This window comes from Sulfitobacter aquimarinus (assembly GCF_040149565.1).
GTDB classification, from domain to species: domain Bacteria; phylum Pseudomonadota; class Alphaproteobacteria; order Rhodobacterales; family Rhodobacteraceae; genus Sulfitobacter; species Sulfitobacter aquimarinus.
Genome location: NZ_JBEFLO010000006.1, coordinates 95860 through 118085, shown reverse-complemented (window position 1 = coordinate 118085; position 22226 = coordinate 95860). Strand labels below are relative to the sequence as shown.

General features: G+C 60.8%; 20 protein-coding genes. 12 read left to right on the top strand and 8 right to left on the bottom strand.

Annotated elements, in window-relative coordinates; genetic code table 11:
• Window positions 1–8: 8 nt before the first annotated feature.
• Window positions 9–755 (bottom strand): RNA methyltransferase, encoded by a 747-nt coding sequence (locus ABMC88_RS12640; RefSeq protein WP_349577256.1) that lies wholly within the window; start codon window positions 753–755, stop codon window positions 9–11.
• Between the two features lie 120 nt (window positions 756–875).
• Between ABMC88_RS12640 and ABMC88_RS12635 the strand changes: the two genes are divergently transcribed.
• On the top strand, window positions 876–1499 hold the full coding sequence (locus ABMC88_RS12635; protein ID WP_349577255.1) for a thiamine phosphate synthase: 624 nt from the start codon (window positions 876–878) through the stop codon (window positions 1497–1499).
• Between the two features lie 3 nt (window positions 1500–1502).
• Here the strand turns inward: ABMC88_RS12635 and ABMC88_RS12630 are convergent, their stop codons facing one another.
• Window positions 1503–2672, bottom strand: coding sequence for a HupE/UreJ family protein (locus ABMC88_RS12630; RefSeq protein ID WP_349577254.1), 1170 nt, complete (start codon window positions 2670–2672; stop codon window positions 1503–1505).
• Here ABMC88_RS12630 and ABMC88_RS12625 point away from each other — a divergent pair.
• From ABMC88_RS12625 to ABMC88_RS12610, 4 genes are all read left to right on the top strand, one after another.
• On the top strand, window positions 2671–3486 hold the full coding sequence (locus tag ABMC88_RS12625) for a DUF4198 domain-containing protein (protein ID WP_349577253.1): 816 nt from the start codon (window positions 2671–2673) through the stop codon (window positions 3484–3486). The two genes, ABMC88_RS12630 and ABMC88_RS12625, sit on opposite strands and share 2 nt — an antisense overlap.
• 50 nt (window positions 3487–3536) lie before the next feature.
• Window positions 3537–4406 carry a PfkB family carbohydrate kinase gene (locus ABMC88_RS12620; RefSeq protein WP_349577343.1) on the top strand — a complete coding sequence of 290 codons (870 nt, stop codon included), beginning with the start codon at window positions 3537–3539 and terminating at the stop codon, window positions 4404–4406.
• Window positions 4403–5320 (top strand): pseudouridine-5'-phosphate glycosidase, encoded by a 918-nt coding sequence (locus ABMC88_RS12615; RefSeq protein ID WP_349577252.1) that lies wholly within the window; start codon window positions 4403–4405, stop codon window positions 5318–5320. Before ABMC88_RS12620 ends, ABMC88_RS12615 begins: the two co-directional genes overlap by 4 nt.
• 78 nt (window positions 5321–5398) lie before the next feature.
• The gene (locus tag ABMC88_RS12610; RefSeq protein ID WP_349577251.1) at window positions 5399–6136 is read left to right on the top strand and encodes a DUF502 domain-containing protein; all 738 of its coding nucleotides are present in this window, start codon (window positions 5399–5401) and stop codon (window positions 6134–6136) included.
• A 27-nt stretch (window positions 6137–6163) separates the two neighbouring features.
• Here ABMC88_RS12610 and ABMC88_RS12605 read toward each other — a convergent pair whose 3' ends face one another.
• The 3 genes from ABMC88_RS12605 to ABMC88_RS12595 all read right to left on the bottom strand — a co-directional run bounded on the left by ABMC88_RS12605 (window position 6164) and on the right by ABMC88_RS12595 (window position 9103).
• Window positions 6164–7201, bottom strand: coding sequence for a patatin-like phospholipase family protein (locus tag ABMC88_RS12605; protein WP_349577250.1), 1038 nt, complete (start codon window positions 7199–7201; stop codon window positions 6164–6166).
• 22 nt (window positions 7202–7223) lie between these two features.
• Complete coding sequence (locus ABMC88_RS12600; RefSeq protein WP_349577249.1) at window positions 7224–8009, bottom strand: 3-hydroxybutyrate dehydrogenase; 786 nt, start codon at window positions 8007–8009, stop codon at window positions 7224–7226.
• Between the two features lie 74 nt (window positions 8010–8083).
• Entirely contained in the window at window positions 8084–9103 is a 1020-nt protein-coding gene (locus ABMC88_RS12595) for a calcium-binding protein (protein WP_349577248.1), read from the bottom strand.
• 333 nt (window positions 9104–9436) lie between these two features.
• Between ABMC88_RS12595 and ABMC88_RS12590 the strand changes: the two genes are divergently transcribed.
• Complete coding sequence (locus ABMC88_RS12590) at window positions 9437–11254, top strand: extracellular solute-binding protein (protein WP_439655599.1); 1818 nt, start codon at window positions 9437–9439, stop codon at window positions 11252–11254.
• A 190-nt stretch (window positions 11255–11444) separates the two neighbouring features.
• Here ABMC88_RS12590 and ABMC88_RS12585 read toward each other — a convergent pair whose 3' ends face one another.
• Window positions 11445–12068, bottom strand: a complete 624-nt coding sequence (locus tag ABMC88_RS12585) for a helix-turn-helix domain-containing protein (RefSeq protein ID WP_349577247.1) — start codon at window positions 12066–12068, stop codon at window positions 11445–11447.
• Window positions 12069–12133: 65 nt separating this feature from the next.
• Between ABMC88_RS12585 and ABMC88_RS12580 the strand changes: the two genes are divergently transcribed.
• The 4 genes from ABMC88_RS12580 to ABMC88_RS12565 all read left to right on the top strand — a co-directional run bounded on the left by ABMC88_RS12580 (window position 12134) and on the right by ABMC88_RS12565 (window position 16270).
• Window positions 12134–13639 (top strand): class I adenylate-forming enzyme family protein, encoded by a 1506-nt coding sequence (locus ABMC88_RS12580; protein ID WP_349577246.1) that lies wholly within the window; start codon window positions 12134–12136, stop codon window positions 13637–13639.
• The gene (locus ABMC88_RS12575; protein WP_349577245.1) at window positions 13636–14274 is read left to right on the top strand and encodes a DsbA family oxidoreductase; all 639 of its coding nucleotides are present in this window, start codon (window positions 13636–13638) and stop codon (window positions 14272–14274) included. The genes ABMC88_RS12580 and ABMC88_RS12575 overlap by 4 nt, the downstream gene beginning before the upstream one ends.
• Window positions 14275–14542: 268 nt before the next feature.
• Window positions 14543–14962 carry an adenylyltransferase/cytidyltransferase family protein gene (locus ABMC88_RS12570; protein ID WP_349577244.1) on the top strand — a complete coding sequence of 140 codons (420 nt, stop codon included), beginning with the start codon at window positions 14543–14545 and terminating at the stop codon, window positions 14960–14962.
• 120 nt (window positions 14963–15082) lie between these two features.
• Entirely contained in the window at window positions 15083–16270 is a 1188-nt protein-coding gene (locus ABMC88_RS12565; RefSeq protein ID WP_349577341.1) for a multidrug effflux MFS transporter, read from the top strand.
• Here ABMC88_RS12565 and mfd read toward each other — a convergent pair.
• Both mfd and ABMC88_RS12555 read right to left on the bottom strand, forming a co-directional pair.
• Window positions 16267–19752, bottom strand: coding sequence for a transcription-repair coupling factor (gene mfd / locus ABMC88_RS12560; RefSeq protein ID WP_349577243.1), 3486 nt, complete (start codon window positions 19750–19752; stop codon window positions 16267–16269). The two genes, ABMC88_RS12565 and mfd, sit on opposite strands and share 4 nt — an antisense overlap.
• Window positions 19753–19792: 40 nt before the next feature.
• Window positions 19793–20314: a component of SufBCD complex gene (locus ABMC88_RS12555; RefSeq protein WP_349577242.1), complete on the bottom strand. Its 522-nt coding sequence runs from the start codon at window positions 20312–20314 to the stop codon at window positions 19793–19795.
• Window positions 20315–20463: 149 nt separating this feature from the next.
• On the opposite strand from ABMC88_RS12555, the gene hemB reads away from it, so the two are divergent.
• Window positions 20464–21459, top strand: a complete 996-nt coding sequence (gene hemB, locus ABMC88_RS12550) for a porphobilinogen synthase (protein WP_349577241.1) — start codon at window positions 20464–20466, stop codon at window positions 21457–21459.
• A gap of 146 nt (window positions 21460–21605) precedes the next feature.
• Window positions 21606–22172 carry a lipid-binding SYLF domain-containing protein gene (locus tag ABMC88_RS12545; RefSeq protein WP_349577240.1) on the top strand — a complete coding sequence of 189 codons (567 nt, stop codon included), beginning with the start codon at window positions 21606–21608 and terminating at the stop codon, window positions 22170–22172.
• Window positions 22173–22226: the final 54 nt, after the last annotated feature.

Below are 22226 nucleotides of genomic sequence, written 5' to 3'. Positions count from 1 at the left end.
CAGGGCGTCTAGCCGCGTTCCTTCCATCGGACCATCTGCCGCAATGTGCCGTGCAGCATCTGCACATCTGCACGGGTCAGCGGCAGGCGGCTCCACATATTGCGCAGGTTTACCTTCATCGAGGTGGCCTTGTGCTCGGGGAAAAAGAACCCCGCCTCCTCCAGCCGGTCCTCGTAGTGTTTGGCCAGATGTTCGATTTCCGAGTTCTGCGCCCAGTCGGTGCCTGCCATTTCCTGCGCCACGGGGGCCTGTTCACTGGTGGTGCGCATCCATTCATAGCCCATCAACAACACGCATTGCGCAAGGTTGAGCGAGGCAAACGCAGGGTTCACGGGCACCGAGACTATCGCATTGGCACGTGCGATGTCGTCATTCTCCAGCCCTGCGCGTTCAGGTCCGAACAGCACGGCGACCCGTTCGCCCGCGGCAATCTTTTCGGCGGCCAGTTTCATCGCGGCCTCTGGCGTGAATACAGGTTTCGTCAGGTCGCGGTCGCGTGCCGTGGTCGCAAAGACAAAGCTGCTATCGGCCACCGCGTGCGGCAAATCGGGCGAGACGACAGCCGCGTCCAGCACCCGCCCCGCGCCCGAGGCCATCGCCACAGCCGCAGGATTGGGCCAGCCGTCACGCGGGGCAACGACGCGCATGCGTTCCAGCCCGAAATTCAACATGGCACGGGCGGCAGCGCCGATATTCTCGCCCATCTGCGGGCGCACAAGGACAAAGCTGGGGGCGGTGGGGTTTTCAATACTCATGTTCGCCTCATACCCCGCGCACGCCCCCTTGCCAATATGGGCCAAGCGGCCTGATAACAGTTTCCATCCCCTGCGCGAATGGTCTAGGAACACGCGCAACGCATCCAAAGGACGTATCCCATGCAAGACGCCCCCGAACAGCCGCAACTCTACCTCGTCACCCCTACCGTGTTGGAGCCTGCGACATTCGCCGACACACTGGCCGCCGTGCTGGACGCGCAAGAGACAGCCTGCGTGCGACTTGCCCTTGCAACCAAGGACGAGGGCGACCTGTCGCGTGCCGCCGACACGCTGCGTGTGGTCACCGATGCCCGCGATGTGGCTCTGGTGATTTCAGAGCATACGCTGCTGGCCGAGCGGTTGGGCCTTGACGGTGTGCATCTGGCCGATGCGGCGCGCTCCGTGCGCCATGCCCGCAAAACCCTTGGCCCCGATGCCATTGTGGGCTGTCACTGCGCAGGCTCGCGCCACGACGGGATGAGCGCGGGCGAAGCGGGCGCTGACTATGTCTCGTTCGGACCCGTCCAGCCCACCGCCCTCTATGACGGTGAAATCGCCGAGGCCGATCTGTTCCAGTGGTGGTCCGAAGTGATCGAAGTGCCCTGCGTTGCCGAAGGCCAACTGGATGCCGCGATGATCGCAGCCCTTGCCCCCGTGACTGACTTCTTCGCCATCGGAGACGAGATCTGGGGCAGCGACGATCCCGCCGCCGCCCTCAAATCGCTTTGGTCACATATAGGCTAAGGCCTAAAGCAGCGTCCGCTCGATCACCCAGTAGATGCCAATGATCGCGATCAGCAGCGATCCTGTGACAGAGACGGCGCGGAACATGACGGGGTATTCCGTCACCAGTTCCTCGTCGCCGTCCAGCGATGCGCGGCGGGCGGCCAATACGGCCAGCCAGATCAGGATGAACGCAAGCGCAATCACGGTCAGCTGACCGACCTCGACGCCGATGTTGAACCCGATGAGGGCCGGTACAAACTGGTCCTCAGGCAGACCAAAGTCGCCCAGCACCGAGGCGAACCCAAGCCCGTGCAACAGACCGAATCCAAAGATCACCGCAGGCCGCCATTTCGTCAGGCCACGCGCAAAGATATTCTCGACCGCGACATAGACGATAGAGGCGGCGATCAGCGGCTCGACAATGCTGCCGGGCACATTGACCAGCCCCATAGCGCCCAATGCCAGCGTGACGGTATGCGCCAGCGTGAAGGCCGAAACCTGCCAGATCAACGGCGTCAGACGGGTCGATAAAAAGAACAGCCCCAGCACAAACAGGATATGATCCAGACCCTTGGGCAGGATGTGGTCAAACCCCACCGGGATATAGCTGACAAAGCTTTGCCACGCAGTGGCCCGATCGCCCCCTTGCAGCATGATCGCAGGGCTGGACGTGCCGCCGCGCACAAGCCCCGTGAAGGGCGCATCAACGCCTTGTTGGCGCACCACCATGTCACCGCCCGCTTGCGGCCATGCCACTGTGACTGCGCCGCCCGTAGGAGCAGCCGCCTGCAACACCCATTCCGCAACACGCGGCAGTTCGGGGTCCACTCCCTCTGGCACCGTGATCGAGACGCTTTGCAATTCCAGCGGCGTGCCATCAATGCTCAGCACCGGCAGCGCGTTCCATGTGGCGAGCAAATCCGGGGCACGCGCGGCCAGATCGGCGGCAGGCAGAGCCCGCAGTGTATCGTATTCATTCGCTTGTGGCGCGTCGTTCGTGTCCTCGACCGTGTCCAGATCGACACCGGCCAAGAAGGCCTCAAGGTTGATTTGCAGCGCGAGTTCGGCGCGTCCATCGGCCACCGTAAGGTCCGCAATCGTCGGCACAATTTCGTGTGCGCGCAACGGGCCGCTTGACAATAGCAGCACCAGTGCCAGCTTTGTCAGGAGCCATAAGGAAAGTCGTATCATGTCGTTTATCCGTCCCATCAGTATTATTTGCGCAGCTTTGCTATATGCGCCTGCCGCTTATGCCCATGAATACTGGATTGAACCACAGGAGTTTCAAGTAGAAAACGACGCACCTGTCGTGGCTAACCTGATGAATGGCCAACTATTTAGCGGGTCCAGACAGTCTTTCTTTGACACAAGTAATACCCGCTTTGAGGTGGTGATGGGCGATGACGTGACCGCGATCACGGGCCGCATGGGCGACCGCCCCGCGATCCAGCTGCCAAGCACGGGGCGCGACGGTCTTATGATCCTCGCACACGAGGCCGCGCCCTCGAAACTCACCTACCGTGAATGGGCCAAGTTCATCAAATTCGTGGAGCATAAGGATTTTCGCGATGCTGTCTCTACGCACGAAGCCCGCGGCTGGCCCAAGGAGAATTTCAAGGAAACCTACACCCGCCACTCCAAATCCCTGATCGCTGTAGGCCACGGCGAAGGGGCGGACCGTGCCTTGGGTCTGGCGACCGAATTTGTCGCGCTTGAGAACCCCTATCTGCCTGAATTTGACGGCACGTTGGACGTTGCCTTGACCTACAACAACGCCCCCCGTGCGGATGCGCAAATCGAGGTCTATGCCCGCGATGCAGACGGCACTGTGACCGTGACCATCACCCGCACCGACGATGAAGGCCACGCAGCGATTCCCGTGGCGGCGGGGTTCGACTATCTGCTGGATGCGGTCGTCTTGCGCCCTGTCGACGGCGCAGCAGAGGGCGCGCCCGTGTGGGAGACGCTCTGGGCCTCGATGACATTTGCGGTGCCTGCGCGTTAAACGGCTGCAAACCACTTGCACGCGCACCTGCGGCGGGTCAAAAGGCGGGCATGACACAAACGCCTGACATCTTATGCATCGGATCGGTCCTGTGGGACGTGATCGGCCGCCACAGCGGCGCAATGGGCACGGGCGACGATAGACCCGGCCGCATCACCCTCCTGCCCGGGGGGGTGGCGCTCAACATCGCGATGGCGCTGCGGCGCTTTGGCCTGACGCCCGCGTTGCTCAGCGCGGTGGGGCGTGATGCCCAAGGCGAAGCATTGATGCAAGCCTGCGACGCCCGCGGGTTGCTGACCCATCTGATCACCCGCACCGATCTGCCGACCGACCAGTATATGGCGATCGAGGCTGACAGCGGCCTGATCGCCGCCATTGCCGATGCACATTCTCTGGAGGAAGTCGGCGCAGAGATCCTCAGCCCGCTTGGCGGCGTACCCTACGACGGTGCCGTGGCGCTGGACGGAAACCTGACCGAGGAACTACTGGCCCAGATCGCGCAAAGCGACCTGTTTGCGCAGGCAGACCTGCGGGTGGCCCCTGCATCCCCAGGCAAGGCATTGCGGTTGATGCCCTTTATCACGGCGTCTCGCGGCACGCTTTACGTGAACCTTGAAGAGGCGGGCCTTCTGTGTGGCGCGGCGTTCACAAATGCCGCCGATGCTGCCAGCGCATTGCTCGCCAAAGGTGCCGCCCGCGCCGTTGTGACCCACGGGGCCGCAGCTGCCTGCGTGGCAGACGGCCAAACCACAGTGACCCAAACCCCCGCCCCCGTGACCGTCACGCGCATCACAGGCGCGGGGGATACTTTTATGGCGGCCCATATCGCAGCAGAATTGCGCGGCATGCACGGCGCAGACGCGCTGGATGCCGCCCTTGTTGCAGCCGCACAATACGTAGCCGGAGAAACCACCATATGATCCCCCTCACCTATTCTGCCGAAGTCGCCCGCGCCCGCAAGGACGGCACCGCCATCGTGGCACTGGAAAGCACCATCATCACCCACGGTATGCCCTACCCGCAGAACGTCGAGGTCGCGCGTCTGGTCGAGGCGGACATCCGCGCCGCAGGGGCCGTGCCCGCGACCATCGCCGTGCTGGACGGGGCGCTGCACATCGGGCTGGACGATGACCAACTGACCAAACTGGCCCAATCCAAAGGCGTCGCCAAGCTGAGCCGCGCCGACATGGCCGCCTGCATCGCCACGGGTGGCACAGGCGCCACAACCGTGGCCGCGACAATGATCGCAGCGCATCTGGCGGGCATCGCGGTCTTTGCCACGGGCGGCATCGGCGGCGTGCATAAAGGGGCCGAAAACAGCTTTGACATCTCGGCCGATCTGATGGAACTCGCACAAACGGCTGTCACAGTCGTGGCCGCAGGCGCGAAGGCGATCCTTGACGTGGAAAAAACGCTCGAAGTGCTGGAAACCCAAGGCGTGCCGGTGATCGCATACGGCCAAGACGCCTTTCCCGCCTTTTGGTCGCGGGGATCGAAACTGAAAGCGCCCTTGCGCATGGATGATCCCGCCCAGATCGCCCGCGCCCATGTGACCCGCGCAGCCCTTGGCCTGCCCGGTGGGCAACTGGTCGCCAACCCCATCCCCGAGGCCGCCGAGATCCCCGTGGCCGAGCTGAGCCCCATCATCGCCACAGCCCAAGCCGACGCAACCCGTGCAGGCATCAGCGGCAAATCGGTCACGCCCTATCTGCTGCAACGCATATTCGAGCTGACCGAGGGCCGTTCTCTGGAGGCCAATATCGCTCTGGTGCGCAACAATGCACAATTGGCAGCCAAGATTGCACTGGAATTGCGCAATCCGGATGCAAATTGACGCGCCAGCGCCATTGTTACTGTCCATGGCAGCCCTTAGTTACTATTGGTTAACAAGCCAAACTGGACACCGCGCACGATGAACACACCTTTTGATCCCGATCCCGTCACCCCGACACGGCGCGGCATCCTCGGCCGTATGCGCGGGAATTTCCTGACGGGGCTGGTGGTGATCGCGCCTGTCGGCCTGACCATCTGGCTGATCTGGAGCGTTGTCGGCTGGATCGACGGGTTCGTGCTGCCGCTGGTGCCGTTCCAATATCACCCCGACCGCTTGATACAGGATTTGCTGGGGCTGGACCGATCGGTCCAGATCAACGTGCGCGGCATCGGCGTCGTGATCTTTCTGCTGTTCACCGTGTTTATCGGCTTTGTTGCCAAGGGCATCATCGGCCGATCGTTCATCCGCTTTGCCGAAAGTCTGGTGGAGCGTACCCCCGTTGTCCGCTCGATCTATTCGGGTATCAAACAAATCTCGGAAACGATCTTTGCCCAGAGCGAGCGTAGCTTTGAGACGGCCTGCCTGATCGAATATCCGCGCAAGGGCATATGGGCCATCGGCTTTATCTCGACCGAGGCGAAGGCCGAAATTGCCGAGAAATCGGACAACTCAGGCACGATGCTGTCGGTCTTTCTGCCCACCACGCCGAACCCCACATCGGGGTTCTTGCTGTTCTTGCCCAAACGCGACGTAGTCGAGCTGAACATGAGCGTCGAGGATTCCGCCAAACTGGTGATTTCCGCGGGGCTGGTCTATCCCAACGCCAAGGCGCTGGAAGACGGCGACGCGCCTATTGCGGATATATCGAACCGCTAAGCATCGCGCTACACCGCCTTGATTACGTTACAGAAACATCTCGCGCAGGTTGACGCTGCTGCGTTTGCCCACATTGTCGATGTCATTGCGCAAAAACGCCTCTCCCGCGGCACGGCCTGCATCGCGCAGCGCGCTGATCACTGCGGCATTCGGCACGATCTTAGTCGCGGCAGAGAGTTTTGCCATCAAACTATCATCGGCAATCATATGCACATACACCCGCGAGAAATGGTGGTCGGAGGTGGCGACCCCTTCTTCGATCAGACGCTGCACAAAATCAATCGCCCGCAACTCACGCAGAAGGCTTGAGTTAAAGCTGATCTCGTTGATGCGGTTCTGGATTTCCTGGGGCGTGGTCGGTACTTCGTCCCGCTCCAGCGGGTTGATGTTGATGATCACAATGTCATCGGGAAACGGGTCAACGAACAGCGGGAAAAGCGCGGGATTACCGGTAAAGCCACCGTCCCAGAATGCCTCGTTCCGGCCCGTGGTTTTGTCAAAGATTTCGACAGCCTGAAAAACAGTCGGCAAACAGGCCGAGGCCATCAGCGCTTTTGGGCCGATCTCTTCGCCCTGAAAAATGCGGATTTTGCCGTTGCGCACGCGGGTGGCACCAACGAAAAACGCAGGTCCCTCGTGGGCGCATATTTTGTCGTAGTTGAATTTCTCGACAATCGGTTCCAGCGGGTTGCGGTACAACGGGCCATAGCTGTAGGGCGACATCACGCGGCTGACCGCATCGCCCATCATATAGGGCAGGCTGAATTCGATCTGTTTGCTCAACGCGCCAAGGCCAAAAGGCGCCATCCAGGTGCCGATCGACAGGTCCGTGACACCCGCGACCTGCATCCACAGCCATTCGAGGTTCTCACGCGCACCCTCACGGCCGCCCGCAATCATCCCCGATTTCAGCGCAGCACCGTTGAGCGCCCCCGCCGACGTGCCGGACATGGCGGCAATCTCCAGCCCGTCCTCTTCCAACAGGCGGTCAAGAACGCCCCATGTGAACGCGCCATGAGCGCCGCCACCTTGCAAAGCAAGGTTGATCTTTTTGGTCAGTGCCATTGGGCGCGCCTTTTATAGGGGATTACAGAGCTGTCCAGCCGCCATCGACGCTGATCGTCGTGCCGGTGATTTGTGCGCCTGCGTCCGAACACAGGAACGCCGCCGTGCCGCCCATCTGCTCAACGGTGGCGAATTCCTTGCTGGGCTGGCGTTTGAGCATGATATTCTTGATCACGTCTTCGCGGCTCATGTCGTATTCTTTCATCGTGTCGGGGATCTGGCTTTCGACAAGGGGCGTCAGCACATAGCCCGGGCAAATGGCGTTTGCGGTGATCGGCTCTTCCGCCGTTTCCAGCGCTGTGGTCTTGGTCAGGCCGACAATCCCGTGTTTCGCCGCGACATAGGCCGCTTTGTAGGGCGATGCCGTCAGCCCATGCGCGGAGGCGATGTTGATCACACGGCCCCAGCCTGCCTTGCGCATCATCGGCAAAGCAGCAGCCGTGGTATGAAACGCCGAGCTGAGGTTGATCGCAATGATCGCGTCCCATTTCGCGGCGGGGAATTCATCAATCGGGGCGACGTGCTGGATGCCTGCATTGTTGATCAGGATATCGCAGGCGCCTGCCTCTTCGATCAGCTTGCGGCACTCGTCCCCTTTGGACATATCCGCCTTGATATAGCGGGCCGTCACGCCTGTGACATTGGCGATTTCTTCGGCCAGCGCGTGATCTTCCTTGCGGTCCGTGAACGAATTGAGCACCACATTCGCGCCTGCCTGCGCCAATTGTTGCGCAATGCCAAGGCCAATGCCCGAGTTAGACCCCGTGATTACAGCCGTTTTGCCGGACAGATCGTAAGTAAGCGCCATTTTCATTCTCCATTACGTGTTTCACCAACTGTACCGAAAATGCTGCAGGTGCGAAAGGGGGAGAGTCCGCAGCGTTATCCCAGTAGGTCAGGCTCCCAAATCGTATCCTGCGAGCCTAGGCCGCCCCAGGCGTAATATCCCCCAGAAGGGCCATCGACAAAGTTTTCCGCGCTCAGATCAGCCAGCACCATGTTCCAGATCACCACGGAATAGTCGCCTTCGGTATAAACCACCAGATTGGCGCGTTGTGTCGCCCCACTAAGGAAAGTGTCATAGGCAGTGGTCGCGTCCCACGTCCCGTTGTTGGAAGGGCCGGTCCAGAGCATATCCTCATCCGCGTCAAAATCCAGAATGACGGTCCGCCCCGATTGCGCGCCGTTGGGGTTGGTGACAAAGACGAATGCATCCGCCCCCTGCCCGCCGATCAACACGTCATCGCCTGCGTTGCCGAACAGAACATCGGCATGTGCGCCGCCGTTCACCGTATCGCTCCCTGCGCCGCCGATCAGAACGTCATTGCCGTGGCTGCCCGCCAACAGGTCGCCCCCCTCCGCGCCACTGATCTGGTCGTCGCCCACGCCCCCGATAACCGTATCATCGCCTGCGCTGCCAGTGGCCGTGTCATTGCCCATGCCCAACCGCAACAGCATCGCATCCGCGTCTTCCGCTGCACGCACATGGTCATCGCCACCCCGCAACATCAAGGACACCCTATCGTCCTGAACCAAAACGACATTATCTTCGATCCCGAACGACATACTCATCCCGGAGCCACCCAGCACGCTGACCTCGGCCTGCCCCGCGCCTTTGTGATCGTTCGTCAGAAAACCGTAAGAAAGGACAAAGGAGAACACCAATGCATCGGCATCTGTCCCCTCGGGGATTACCCACGACTGGTCATACGACTCATAGGGTGACAGATCGGGTGCCGCGACCGGAAGACCGACAGAGGCGCCGGCGGCGGCTTCGTCGAAAACAAATGTCAGCGTGCTGTGTATGATTGTGCCCGTGATGCTTTGATAAGCGGCGTCAAACCAGATCGCTGCCGCTAAGCTCCAGATAGGGGCGGTAAAAGCTGTCCCCCAGAAAATCATCAAGTATCGTCATTGAAACAGGGGACGGGTTCGTGACAACAGGCATGATCTTTTCCAACAGCGATTCTACCGTGGCTACCCTAACGGAAGGCAGTTGGGCTCCAAACATCACAATACGGGGAAAAGCACCTGTAATTGCTCAAAAAAAACGCCCGCACAAGGCGGGCGTCAAGTTATTGAGGCAGGTTTCATACAGGCAAGAAACCTATCGAGCAGTGAGTTCTTTATAAGGAATTACCGCCGTTTCGCCAAGCTAAAAGTTTGCGCCTGCCGCGCAGGCCCGTTAGACGTTATTCATAATAAAAATAAGGGCAGCGCAGGATTGTTTCGAAAATGGCGTTAGATAATTTCTCAAGAGCACAAGGCTTTGCGGCGCTCTCTTCACTGATTCTTTGGGGAATCGGTGCGCAGGCTGAACCACGCCATGCGATTTCCATGTACGGCGTGCCGGCTTTGGCCGATGATTACACCCACCTGCCCTATGCCAACCCCGAGGCCCCGCTGGGCGGTGACATCGTTTTGGGCAACACGGGCGGCTTTGACAGCCTCAATCCCTTCGTCCTCAAAGGCACCAAGCCGTGGCAACTGGGCTTTTTCACACATGAGACGCTGATGGGCCGTTCATGGAACGAGCCGTTCACCCTTTATGGTCTGCTGGCCGAAACGGTCGAGACGGATGAAGACCGCACATGGGTCGAATTCACCCTGCGCGAGGGCACGAGTTTTTCCGACGGCAGCCCGCTGACGGTCGAGGACGTGATTTTCAGCTTTGATTTGCTGGGCACCAAGGGCCATCCGCGCTATCACAATCTGTACAAGCAGATCGACCGCATCGAACAGACAGGTCCGCGCAAGGTCAAATTCACCTTCAACAGCGACAACCGCGAACTGGCCCTACTGGCGGGGCTGCGCCCGATCCTGTCCAAGGCCCAATGGGAGGGGCGCGAATTCGCCAACGCCCCTGTGCAAGACATCCCCCTCGGCTCTGGCCCCTATACGGTTACGGGCTACGAGTCGGGCCGCTATGTCACACTGTCGCGCAACAGCGACTATTGGGGCGTCAACATCCCCTTCCGCCAAGGCACCCATAACTTTGACACGATAAAGCTGGATTTCTACGGCGATTCCAAAGTCTTGTTCGAAGGCTTCAAGGCGGGCGAAATCTCGGCTGTGCGCGAATTCAACGCGGAATCGTGGCAGACCCAGTATGATTTTCCCGCCATTGCCCGTGGTGACATCGTCAAATCCGTGATCCCGCATCAAAAGCCGTCCGGCATGACGGGGTTTGTGATGAACACCCGCCGTGCGCCCTTTGACGACTGGCGCGTGCGCGACGCGCTGCTGCATGCGTTCAACTTTGAATATATCAACGATACGCTGACGGGTGGCGCACAGCCGCGTATTACCTCGTATTTCTCGAACTCGGTTCTGGGCGCCGAGGAAGGCCCCGCAAAAGGCCGCGTGGCCGAATTGCTGCTGCCCTATCAGGACACGCTGCCCGCAGGCACGCTGGAGGGCTACAGCCTGCCTACATCGGACGGATCAGCGCGCAACCGTGCAGGCATCCGTGCCGCCATGGCGCAACTGGAGGCCGCTGGATACTCCGTCACCGAAGGTACGATGCGGCGCGGCGACGGCACGCCCGTTACCTTTGATTTCCTGATCGCCAAAGGCAGCACCGAAGATGTCGCCATTGCCGAGCTTTTCACCCGCGCGCTGGAGCGGCTGGGCATCAAGGCCACAATCGAAACCGTTGATGACGCACAATATTTCTCTCGCACGGGGGAGTTTGATTTTGACATCACGCCCTTCCGCCGGTCCCTCTCGCTTAGTCCCGGGAACGAACAGAAGTTCTATTGGGGAACGGAGGCCGCAGACCAGCCCGGGTCACGCAACCTGATGGGGGCGCGTAATCCCGCGATTGACGCGATGATCGACGCGATGCTGGGTGCCCGCGACAGTGCGGATTTCGTGGCAGCCACGCGGGCGCTGGACCGTGTGTTGACCGCTGGCCGCTATGTTATCCCGTTCTGGTCCTATACCGAAGGGCGCATCGCGCATGTGCGTGAAATGCAATACCCCGACACATTGCCGATTTACGGTGATGGCGCCCAGTGGATGCCGGAACTATGGTGGTGGGACGCCGAATAACGCGGCCTCAGGACGCGGTGTTGCAGCCTCGCACCGCACAAGCTCCTTTTGAATCCACGTCGCTAACTTTGCCAGCCTGATCCCGCACGGATGTCTTTTGCAACATCCATGCCGAGCCCTAATAGAGTTTGACGATCGGCACCTGCGCCGTAATCCCGCTACTGCGCAATGGAAGCCTTGTCAGGGGCCGTTAAACGAGTGAAGTGACCCACAGGATCGTCGCATCCTCGTCCGAGGTCGAGATCACGTTATGCCCCATCGCCGCATCGTAATAGGCGCTGTCGCCGCGCCGCATCTCGATCGGTTCATAGAATTCGGTGAACAGTTTGACCACGCCGGTCAGAACATACAGAAATTCTTCGCCGTCGTGGCGCACCCAACCGTCGAATTCTTCCATCTGCCGCGCACGGATGCGGGCGCGGTAGGGAAGCATGTTCTTTTTACGCAAAGTGTCCGCCAGCAACTCGTGCTCATAGGTGGCTGTGGCCTGCGCCGCGCCCTCGCCCGATTTGGTCACAGCCATGCGGCCGTTGATCTGGTCGCCTGCGGGCGGCGTGAAAAGCTGCGGCACCGAAATCTCCAACCCTACGGCCAGCTTTTTCAACGCGTCATAGGTCGGCGACATCTGGGCGTTTTCAATTTTGCTAAGAGTCGAACGGGCAAGCCCCGCTTGGCTTGCTGCTTGTTCCAGCGTCCAACCACGTGCCTTGCGCAATTCGCGCACACGCGCACCCAGATCAACAGGCGGCACCGTATGGTTTGCCCCGTCTTCGCGGGCAATCTGGATCATGGATTTTGCGGATTCACTGGTCATGGCGCTATCTATAGGCAATGCGCCTCTGCCTTGCAACGCGGGCTTGTGCGCGGTAGCGATACCCCATGCTCAGCCTCTTTGATCAAACGCCCCCGCCGCCCTGCCCTGCGCCCTTCAACATGGCCGCCCATGTCTTGCGGGCGGGCGCAGAGACGCCCGACAAACTGGCCCTGCGGATCATGGGCCAAGAGGACTGGACCTATGGCGCGTTGATCGCCGCCGTGCGCGGTACGGGCACGGGCTTGCTGAACGCGGGGGCCAAGCGCGGGGACCGCGTGTTGATGCGGCTGGGCAATACGGTGGACTTCCCGCTGGCCTATCTGGGGGCGCTGGCCGCTGGATTGGTGCCTGTCCCGACCGCCGCCGCCCTCACCGCTGGCGAAGTCGCCCCGATGATCGAGACCTTGCGCCCCTCGCTGATCGTGCATGACGCCGATGTTGCCTGCCCCGATCACCCCCGCCGTATTGGTCTGGACGCATTGCGCACCATGCGCGGCCTGCCGCCTGTGGCCTACGATATGGGCGATCCTGCGCGTGCGGGTTATATCATCTATACCTCCGGCACCTCGGGCAAGCCGCGTGCCGTGCTGCACGCGCACCGCGCCATCTGGGCGCGGCAAATGATGTTTGAGGGGTGGTACGGGCTGCGCCCCGACGACCGTATGATGCACGCGGGCGCGTTCAACTGGACCTATACGTTGGGTACGGGGTTGATGGATCCGTGGACCGTGGGCGCAACTGCGCTGATCCCTGCGGCGGGAACGGCGGCCCCTGACATGCCGGCGCTGATGGCCGCCCATGACGCCACGATCTTTGCCGCAGCCCCCGGTGTCTACCGCCAGCTTCTTAACAAGGCTGACCTGCCCGCGCTGCCGCATCTGCGCCATGGCCTGAGTGCCGGGGAAAAGCTGCCGCCCGCCGTGGCCGCCCGCTGGCGCGATGCCACGGGATGCGATGTGTTCGAGGCATACGGTATGTCCGAATGCTCGACCTTCATATCCTCCGCCCCCGCGCACCCCGTGTCCGAGGGCGCATCAGGCCGCCCTCAACCGGGTCGCCGCATCGCGCTGATGGGCGCGGATGGCCCTGTTCCCATCGGGATGGAAGGCACGATTGCCGTGCATCACAGCGACCCCGGCCTGATGCTGGGCTACCTTGATGCGCCCGAAGAGACAGCCGCCAAGATGCAAGACGGCTGGTTCATGACGGGCGATCAGGCCCGCATGGACGCGGATTTCCAGATCACCTATCTGGGCCGCACAGACGATATGATGAACGCGGGCGGGTTTCGCGTCTCTCCGGTCGAGGTCGAGGCTACGCTGGCGAAATACAACGGCATTACAGCCGTGGGCGTGGCCGAAGTCGCACCCAAACAGGATGTCACCGTCATCGCCGCCTTCTATACCGCAGCTGCCCCACTGGACGAAGACGCGCTGCGCTTGTATGCGCAGGCCAATCTGGCGCGCTATAAACAGCCGCGCATCTACGTACATCTGCCGCAACTGCCCATGGGCGCCAACGGCAAAATCCTGCGCCGCGCCCTGCGCCGCCATTTCGAGGACATAAAATGACCGAGCTTGTAAAACTGGACATCATGTCAGACCCGATCTGCCCGTGGTGCTATATCGGCAAGGCGCATCTGGACCGCGCCTTGGCCGCAGCCCCCGATCACCCGTTCGAGATCGAATGGCACCCCTTTCAACTCAACCCCGATATGCCCGCCGAGGGAATGGATCGCCGCGACTACCTTGAGGGAAAGTTCGGCGGCAAGGAAGGCGCTGTAAAGGCCTATGCGCCCGTGGTCGAACACGCCGAGGCTGCGGGCCTGAAAATCAACTTTGAAGGGATGCAGCGGACGCCAAACACGCTGAACGCCCACCGTCTGATCCATTGGGCGGGGATTGAGGGTCGCCAGACGGCTGCCGTTAGCGCCCTGTTCAAAGCCTATTTCGTCGACACCCGCGACATCGGCGATGCCGAAGTGCTGGCCGATATTGCAGACAGCATCGAAATGGACGCAAGCCTTGTGACCCGCCTGCTCAAAACCGACGAAGACGCGCAAGCCATCCGCGACCGCGACGGGCACAGCCGAAAAATGGGCATCAGCTCTGTGCCGACCTTCATCGTGGGTGGGCGTCACGCGGTGCCGGGTGCCCAGCCGCCCGAGCTTTGGGCCAAGGTGATTGCCGACATCCAAGCGGGCTAATGCCACGATGTGACAAAAGGGCCGCACCACGCGGCCCTTTGCACAAACTGCTAGGCTGCGGCCGAAATACACCTTAGAATCAACCGCAAGAGGCACAAAGCCTCATCTAAAAAACGAATTCGAGCAGGTGTGCAGGCAGTGAACAGGACCCCCTCGGGACAGGTGGGCCTTTTTCTCAAGTCAAAGCAGAACAAGCATGGCTTCCAGCTCTTGGTGCGCATTTGCGTGCGGTTCGGTGTATTGAGAAAGGGCAGCTATGTTATCCTCCATGTCGTCACGTGTCGTGCTTACCTATGGGTCGTTCGACCTGTTTCATCAGGGGCATGCGCAATTGTTGCAGCGCTTGTCGATGATGGGGACCGAGCTGATCGTGGGATGTTCAACAGATGCCTATAACGCCAAGATGGGCGTGCCTGCGGTAACCCCTTATGCGCAGCGCCGCCTGATGCTGGAAAGCTGCCGTTTCGTCAGCCGCGTCATTGCCGAGCAGGAGTGGGAACAGAAATACACCGACATCGTGAACTACAATGTCTCGGTCTTTGCCATGGGCGACGACTGGAAAGGGCAATTTGACCACCTCAATGATGTGGCGCAGGTAGTTTATGTGCCGCGTGCAAAGATCATCGGCACACGCAAGCCATTCCACGCGGTCAGCCAGCCCGCCCTGCGTATGGTTGCAGGTGCTTGATCTCTAAGCGTTTTAGTGTTGCGGACCGCTCAACCCTAGGTTAAGCCTGCCCTATGGTATCGCCCCGATGCCCTATGTGTACCGGAGCGTGCCTTGTCCGTAACAACATCCGACTTTAAAATGAGCAAGCCAGAGTTCATCGCCCTATTGGCGATGATGATGGCGTCCATCGCGTTTTCCATTGATGCCATGCTGCCTGCCCTGCCCCAGATCGGCGCAGAGCTGTCACCCGATGCGCCGCAACACGCCCCCCTGATCCTCAGCTTTTTTCTGTTCGGTATGGGCGCGGGTACGTTTTTCACAGGTCCCCTGTCCGATGCCTTCGGGCGCAAACCTGTCATTCTTGTCTTTGCGCTGATCTTTATCACCGGCGCGCTGATCGCGTGGATCAGCCCCTCGCTTGAGATGGTGCTGGCGGGGCGTGTCCTGCAAGGGTTGGGGGCTGCCGGCCCGCGTGTGGTGTCGATGGCGCTGGTGCGTGACCGTTTCTCGGGGCGGCAGATGGCCAGAATCGTCTCGGTTGTGATGATGATCTTTACGCTGGTGCCCGCAGTGGCGCCGCTGATCGGTGCCTATCTTATTGCATGGACGGGATGGCGTGGCATCTTTCTGGCCTTTGTCACCTTCACGGTGATTTATCTAGTCTGGATGCTGACCCGCCTGCCCGAAACCCTGCCAAAGGCCAACCGCCGCCCGCTGCGCCTGTCGCTGCTGGTTGCCGCCGTGGGCGAGATGATGCGCCACCGCGTTGTCGCCCTGTCTATCGTTGTGCAGACGCTTGTCTCGGCAATGTTGTTTCTGACGCTGATGCTGGTGCAGCCGATCTATGATACGGTCTATGGCCGAGCGGATGAATTCCCCTTCTGGTTTTGCGTCATCGCCCTGCTGGCCGGACTGGCGAACCTTTTGAATGCGCTGCTGGTGGTGCGTCTGGGGATGCAACGGCTGGTCATGTGGACGCTGGGCGCGCAGATCGTGCTGTCGGGGTCTTTCGTGCTGTTTGGGCTTGGGGACACGGCCTATGGCTTTTATTTCTTTGTGTTCTTCCAGACCTGCATCTTCTTTCAGGCGGGGCTGACCATCGGGAACCTCAACGCCATCGCGATGGAGCCGATGGGCCATATCGCAGGCATGGCGGCTTCGGTCATGGGGGCAATCTCAACCGTGGGGGCTGTGCTGATCTCGGGGCCGATCGGCACGTGGTTCCCCCAAGACCACCACACGCTGGCGATCACCTTTGTCGTCTTGGCGTCTCTCGGGTTTGGCGCGATGCGCATGGTGGCCTGGGCCAGCGAAAGCAACGGTTAAGGCGTCTTTGCCTTCGCCTTTTTGGCGGCTTTTTCTTTTGCAACAACATGCTCGGCCAGATCGCGGGCAATGGCAAACGCGCCTTTGATCTTGTCTGTGTCGCTTTTCCAATCGCGGCGCACGACAATCTTGTTGTCTTTCACTTTGGCCAAGCCGCGCTGGTCGGCCATAAATTGCACCAACCCCTCGGGCGAGGCGAATTTGTCGTTGTGGAACTGGATCGTGGCCCCCTTTGGCCCGCCATCCAGCTTGGCAATGCCTGCGCGTTTGCACATCGCCTTGATCCGCACGACCAACATGAGCGTGTTCACCTCACGCGGCAGCGGGCCAAAGCGGTCGATCAGCTCGGCTGCAAATCCCTCCAGCTCGACCTTCTTTGTCAGCTCCGACAGGCGACGATAGAGGCCCAGACGCACATCCAGATCGGGTACATAGGCTTCAGGGATCAGTACAGGCACGCCCAGATTGATCTGCGGCGCCCATTGGCCGTCATTGTCCACAACGCCTTCCAGCTCGCCCGAGCGGATCTTGGCGATCGCGTCCTCCAGCATGGACTGATACAGCTCGAAACCGACATCGCGCATCTGGCCTGATTGCTCTTCGCCCAGCAGGTTGCCCGCGCCGCGAATATCAAGGTCTTGGGACGCGAGCGTGAACCCTGCCCCCAACGTGTCGAGCGAGCCCAGCACCCGCAGGCGTTTCTCGGCCAGCGGCGTCAGCCTGGCACGCGGTTTGGTCGTGAGATACGCATAAGCGCGGGTTTTCGAGCGGCCAACGCGGCCCCTGATCTGATAAAGCTGCGCAAGGCCGAACATATCGGCGCGGTGGACGATCATCGTGTTGGCGGTGGGGATGTCCAGACCGCTTTCCACAATCGTGGTGGCGAGCAAGATGTCATAGCTGCCGTCGTAGAACGCGTTCATGCGGTCATCCAACTCGCCCGCTGCCATCTGCCCGTGGGCGATGACATATGACAGTTCGGGCAATTGGTCCTTCAGAAACGCCTCGATCTCGGGCAGGTCGCTGACGCGTGGCACCACATAGAACGACTGCCCGCCGCGATAATGCTCGCGCAGCAGCGCCTCGCGCAGGGTGACGGCGTCAAATTCCGAGACATAGGTGCGGATGCTCAGGCGGTCCACGGGCGGCGTGCCGATAATGCTGAGGTCGCGCACCCCCGTGAGCGAGAGTTGCAGCGTGCGCGGGATCGGCGTGGCCGTTAGCGTCAGCACATGCACATCCGTTCGCATGGATTTAAGACGTTCCTTGTGACCGACGCCAAAGTGTTGCTCTTCGTCGATCACCAACAGACCGAGGTTGTTGAATTTAATGGTCTTTGCCAACAGCGCATGGGTGCCGATGACAATATCCACGGTGCCTTTGGTAATGCCATCACGGGTGGCGGCAGCCTCTTTCGCTGTCACGAAACGGCTGAGCGTGCGGACCTCGATCGGGAAGCCGCGAAAGCGTTCGGCAAAGGATTTATAGTGCTGGCGGGCCAGCAAGGTGGTGGGTGCAATCACCGCCACCTGCACGCCCGACATGGCCGCAACAAAGGCGGCCCGCATGGCGACTTCGGTCTTGCCAAAGCCCACATCGCCCACCACCAGACGGTCCATCGGGTTGCCGCTGGTCAGATCGTCGATCACGTCGCCAATCGCGCTCAGCTGATCGTCGGTTTCCTGGTAAGGGAAGCGGGCGGCGAAGGCGTCCCACATGCCGGGCGGCGGCTCCAGCACAGGCGCACGGCGCAAGGCACGCTCGGCTGCGATGCGGATGAGCTTGTCGGCCATCTCGCGGATGCGCTCTTTGAGTTTGGCTTTCTTGGACTGCCACGCACCACCGCCCAGCTTGTCCAGCAGCCCCTCTTCATGGCCATAACGGCTCAGCAGTTCGATATTCTCGACAGGCAGATACAGCTTGGTCTGGTCGGCATATTCCAGCAGCAAACATTCATGCGCGGCGCCGATGGCGGTGATGACCTCCATCCCCAGATAACGGCCCACGCCGTGATCCACATGCACCACCAGATCGCCGGGCGTGAGGCTTTGCACTTCGCTCAGGAAATTCTCGGCACGGCGCTTTTTCTTGGGGCGGCGGATCAGGCGGTCGCCCAGCACGTCCTGTTCGGAAATCACGGTCAGAGACCCATCGCCGAACGGCGCTTCAAACCCATGCTCCAGCGCCCAGACGGCCAGATGCAACCCGCGTTTGCCGATGCGTGTGGCGTCAGGGATCGGGATCGCCTCTGCCAGACCCTCTTCTTCGATCAGCCCAGTGAGCCGCTCGCGTGCGCCCTCGGAGTAGCTGGCGATCAGAACGGGGCCGTCTGCAAGTTTTGCTTTAATATGGGAGGCCAACGCCCCGAAAAGGCTGATGGATTCCTGCTGTCGCTCTGGCGCGAAGCTACGCCCGATGCGCCCGCTTGCGTCCAGCGCACGCGGCCCTGTAGGTTGCGCCAGCGGCACCAGTTGCAGCACACGGCGGTCGGCGATCTGGGCCTCCCAGGCGGCGTCATCCAGATACAGCCCCGCTGCGGGCGCGGGCTTGTAGACACTGTCCATCTTCGAGCGGTTCGCCATGGCGATTTTGCGCGTCTCGTATTGGTCCTCGATGCTCTCCCACCGCGCCAGCCGTGCGGGGGTGAGTTGGTCATCCAGTGATACGGTGGCGTCAGGCAGGTAGTCGAACAACGTCTCGAGCCTGTCATAGTAGAAGGCCAGCCAATGCTCGGCCCCTTGGTGCTTGCGGCCCGCGCTGATCGCCTCGTAGAGCGGATCATCGGTGCCCGCCGCGCCAAATTCGATGCGGTAGTTCTGGCGAAAACGGGTGATGGCGGCCTCGTCAAGGATCACTTCCGAAACAGGCGCAAGCTCGACCAGCTCCAGCTTTTCGGTGGTGCGCTGGGTGGCGGGGTCAAAGCGGCGCGCGCCGTCCAGAACATCGCCGAACAGATCCAATCGCACAGGCCCCAGATCACCGGGGGGATAGATGTCGATGATACCGCCGCGCACGGCGTAATCGCCCGGCTCCATCACTGTGGGGCTTTGCACAAAGCCCATGCGCACCAGAAATTCGCGCAGCGCCTTTTCGTCCACCCGGCCACCGACGCTTGCGCTCCATGCTGCATCGCGTAGCACGTCCCGCGCAGGCAGGCGTTGCGTCGCCGCCCCCAAGGTCGTCAGCAGGATATATTGCGCGGGCATCCCGTGCACCAGCCCCGCCAGCGTCGCCATGCGCGTGGCCGAAATATCGGCATTGGGCGAGACGCGGTCATAGGGCAGACAGTCCCAGCCCGGGAAGATGACCACTGGCATGTCCGGCGCGAAAAAGCGCAGCGCCTCGGCCATGGCGGCCATACGCTTGTCGTCGCGGGCAACGTGCAGGACCGGCCCGCCGGATTTGGCGACCTCGTCCAGCAGAAGCTTTGCGTCAAACCCTTCGGGTGCGCCTGACAGGGTGATATGATCGGGTGTTGTCATGATACCGCAGATGTGGCCCGCTTGTCCCGACTGTCAACCATCAAAAGGGTGTGACGCTCAGGTTCTGGTACATTCCCCACAGGGCGGTCACAAAGATCGAGATCATGCCGATGATCTGTGTATACAGACGGTGACGCGTCAGACGCTTGCGCAACACCTCGCCGCGTGAATCCTCGTCCTGAATAAGACGCGCGGTCGAAATGCTCAGCAGCCCCACCAGTGACAGCGGCAGCGCCAGCAACATCAGCGATTGCGCGAATTCATTGCCATAGACAAAGCCCAGAAGCCCCAGCATCGTCAGGAAGAAACACGCAAACCCCGCGATCCAAAGCCCTGACATCTGCGCGATAAACAACAGACGGTTGGTGTTGATGCGCACAAGGTCTTCTAGGTCAATCTCGGTCTGGCCGCCGTGGCGTCTGGCGCGCAGGACCATATCAAACGGCACACCCAACCCGTAGTGCGATGTCGTTGACCACACGACAGCCAGCACAATCCAGAACCAAAGGTTCGAGAAAGAGCGCATGTCGATCAACTCAAAAAGGGTTTGATACCAGTCCAAAAGGCGTACTCGAAATTCACGTCCCCCGTGTGATAACGGCCAGCCCCGTTGATTTCTACCCCCTAGTTTTGCGCAAATCCGTGCGGCCTCTTGAGCGTGGCAAAAATACGTGTCAATTTTGAAGGGCACCAGCGCCAAGGAACACCCCCATGCAGCCGATCCAAGCCCCCTTTCCCGCCACCCGCCTGCGCCGTGTGCGCCAAAACGACGGCATCCGCGGGCTGGTGCGCGAAAACTATCTGAGCGCGGCTGATTTCATATGGCCTGTCTTTGTACGCGGCGGCGAGAATATCGTTGAGGAAATCCCCTCTATGCCCGGTGTCATGCGCCGTTCGGTCGACCGGATTGTCGAGGCCGCGCACGAGGCGTGGGATCTGGGCATCGGGGCGCTGTGCCTGTTTCCCTACACCGGCATCGAAGAGCGCACCGCCAGTTGCGCAGGCGCGTGGGACCCCGACAACCATGTCAACCGCGCCATTCGCGCCATCAAGGCAGAGCTGCCCGATCTGGTGATTATGACAGACGTGGCGCTGGACACCTATAACATCAACGGGCACGACGGTTTTGTCGTCGAGGGCCAGATCATCAACGACGAAACGGTCGAGGCGCTGGTCAAAATGGCGGTAGAGCAAGCCCGCGCAGGCGCCGACATCATCGGACCCTCCGATATGATGGACGGGCGGATCGGCGCGATCCGCGCAGGGCTGGAGGCCGAAGACCACCGCAACGTCATGATCCTCAGCTATGCCGCCAAATATGCATCGGCTTTTTACGGCCCCTTCCGCGATGCGGTGGGTGCCTCGGGTGCGCTGACGGGGGACAAGAAAACCTATCAGATGGACCCCGCCAATTCCGACGAGGCGCTGCGGCTGGTCGCCCGCGATCTGTCGGAAGGGGCCGATATGGTCATGGTAAAACCCGGCCTGCCCTATCTGGACATCTGCCGCCGCGTCAAAGACGCCTACGGCGCGCCGACCTTTGCCTATCAGGTATCGGGCGAATACAGCATGATCAAAACGGCCTCAGCGGCGGGCATGGTTGATGAAGAACGGGTGATGATGGAAAGCCTGATGGCGTTCAAACGCGCAGGCTGTGACGGGATATTGACGTATTTTGCACCTGCCGCTGCACGTCTGCTGGGCTAAGCGCAGCACCACATAGGGCGGCCTAAATCAGCACAGTTTCGCCAACAACCATATCGCGCATGACAACCCGCAAAATTCCGCCTATACTGCGGGCAAGCTGGACGATACCAGCACGTTGAGCAGTGAATTTTAGTACAGGCAAACACATGACACAGACACAATTGACGCGCCGCGCTTTCGCGTTCGGCGCAGTTGCGGGCACCAGCACACTCGCGGCTTGCGGCAACGGCATCGGCTCCACCGGCGGGGGGACCATCGACGCCCGCGTGGACGCCACCCTGAACGAGATGTACCGCACCTTCCCCAACACCCGCACATTGGCGCAGAAATCCAACGGGATGCTGGTGATGCCGCTGGTGACCGAAGCGGGCCTTGGCCTTGGCGGTGCCTACGGGCGGGGCGCGTTGCGGGTGAACGATGTGACGGTTGACTACTACTCGGTCGCCAAAGCATCGGGCGGGTTGCAGATCGGTGCGCAGCAATACGCGCACGTGCTGTTCTTTATGACCGACAATGCGCTCAGCTCTTTCCGCCGCTCGCCCGGTTGGGCGGCTGGTGCGGATGTTGAATATGTCATCTCGGACCGCGGAGACAGCGTGAACGCAGATACCACAACCGTATTGTCGCCCGTGCTGGCGGTGATCTTTGGCCGCGCAGGCTTGCGTCTGGGGGCCACCCTTGAGGGCAGCAAGTACACCCGCATCATTCCTTGACACCGCTGCGGTTTGAAACAGTCGGCGGGATCATCGCGGCAACCTTTACCGCGC